The sequence below is a fragment of the Escherichia sp. WS1368 genome, from assembly GCF_046487485.1.
GTDB lineage: Bacteria > Pseudomonadota > Gammaproteobacteria > Enterobacterales > Enterobacteriaceae > Escherichia > Escherichia coli.
Genome location: NZ_JBJQJI010000041.1, coordinates 1 through 2235 on the forward strand (window position 1 = coordinate 1; position 2235 = coordinate 2235).

Annotated in this window: 1 protein-coding gene; it reads right to left on the reverse strand. The window is 61.7% G+C overall.

What is annotated here, in order from left to right; all coding sequences use genetic code 11:
• Positions 1-2235: DUF6531 domain-containing protein (locus tag ACJHYD_RS24440; RefSeq protein ID WP_410228834.1), on the reverse strand; the 2235-nt coding region annotated here is incomplete at both ends.

Below are 2235 nucleotides of genomic sequence, written 5' to 3' on the forward strand. Positions count from 1 at the left end.
CGGTGTGTCGCCGAGTTTCATGCCTGACAGCCAGCCGCTGCCGTAGGTCAGCCATTCCACGGCGGGCAGGCTGTCCGGTATACAGCGGTTCGCCAGTCCCTGCGCGTTGTACGCATGTCTGGTTTCATGCTGCCAGAGCAGTGCTTCCGTCTGCGGGTGATGCACCGTCTGGCGCTCACCGGTCAGGCGGCCTTTCTCATCATACCCGTAATGCACCGTCACCCGGTGGCCTTCGCTGAGATGGCTGATGCCTGTCAGCCAGCCGCGTTCGTCATACTGCCACTGCTCTGCAGGTTCACCCTTCACGGTGCGGTGAGTGAGGCGGTCTGCTTCGTCATAGTGCCAGTGGGTGACCAGCCCCTCATCCTCGCTGCGGATAAGTTTACCGGTCAGGTCGTGGTGATAACGCTGTGTGCGGCCGTCAAAGCCGGTTTCCTGTATCAGCCGGTCGAGTACATCGTAACGGAAGGTGGTGTGGCTGCCGTTTTCACTGGTCAGGCGGATGACCCGTCCGGCAGCATCGTATTCCATACTGCGCGTCAGACCGCCCTGTGTGGTACGGATGGCCTTTCCCCACGCATCGTACTGTGTCCCGTTTCTGCTGCCGTCCGGGGCAATGACGGCGGTCAGGTCACCGGCGGCGTTGTATTCATACCGCGTTTCATGGCCCTGCGTGTCTTTCACCGCAATTAACTGTCCACGGCTGTCGTATGCGCGGTACTGACTCAGCCCTTCCTCGCGGTGCACCGCCGTCACCTGACCAAAACGGTCATGGTCATAACGGGTTACATAACCGGAACAGTCAGTGACGGTCAGCAACTGACCGTAACGGCTCCATGTCATGGTTTTCCGGCTGCCGGTGGCATCCTCCGTTGCGCAGGGTAAGTCACTGTGTGGATTATCATAACGGTAGCGGGTGATATCGCCGTTGTGTGCGGTTTCCTGAATCAGACGGCCGGATTCATCATATTCCCGGCGCAATTCCAGCCCGTCAGGCCCGGTGGCTGACGTTAACTGGTTGTGGTGGTTATAGTAAAATGCCGATGCCCTGCCATCCGGTGTGGTGATGCGCGTGATGAGTCCCGTCACCACATCCGGGCTGTACTCAGTCGTCCGGCCTGCGGCATCCGTCTGTGCCTTAAGCCCGCCCACCGCGTCAAACTGACTCTGCGTGACGCTGCCGTCCGCGTGTTCCTTTTTCACCATCCGCTTCAGCCCGCCTTCGCCCTGCGTGTGCAGCACTTCACGGCGGTCCAGACTGTCGGTGATGGTGATGCGGTCTTTCTCATACTGATACGTGTAGCTTAAGCCTGCCGGGTTTAGCTGTTCTGTCACCCGCCCGTCGCTGTCGTAACGGTAACGGATATCCGGCCGGCCCGTGTGACGGTGCGCCACCATCCGGCCCCGGTATTTATCATCGTAAGTAAAGCTGCGCACCTGTGTATTGCTGCGGTCATACACCGCCGCCAGTTCGCCGCGTGGCGTCCAGCCATAGCGCACCAGCGGCGCGGCAGGTAAATTCTCCGGGTATTCCGGGTCGTGCGTCAGCCACACGGCAGACAGACGGATGCCGTTGTCCCGGCCATATTCGGTGTAACCCGGCAGGGTATCAGGAAAAACGGACGGTTCCGCCCCGCCGGAAGAGGCCTGCTGCCGGGCTTCTTCTGCCCGCTGCGCCTGCGTGGTCAGTACCAGCCGGAAGTGACGCCCGGCACCATCCGTCACGCCGGTGATTTCGCCGCTGAATTCACCGCCAGCCTCACGGTGAAACGTCTGTGTGCGCCCGAAGCGGTCCACCAGCCCGGTCAGTACCCGGTACGGCGGCAGCGGCGCGGGCAGCACCTCATCCGCTTCCGGCACCCGCTCACACCAGCCGAGCAGCCACCACGGCCCCTGCGGACTGTTTGTCGCCAGATAACGATGCGGACTTAAGCGGAGTTCTTCCGGCAGCGCCTGCCAGAGTGCGGCCAGCCGGTGACCTTCATCCAGTTTCAGGACACCGCCACGCACCAGCCAGAGTGACTCGCTGCGGCTGTAACCGTCCTCACCGGGAAACAGGTGCTCAAAATACAGGCTCCTGCCGCCGTTATCACTGAGTATCAGTGTGTTATCGCGCAGCTGTAGGCGGATATCCGCAGGCATTTTCCAGCCGGGGCCGAGGCTCCCCACCGGCGCGGGCGTTTTTGTCCGGTAACTGCTGTAGGTGCGGGAGAGGATGAACGGCAGCGGGCCGGG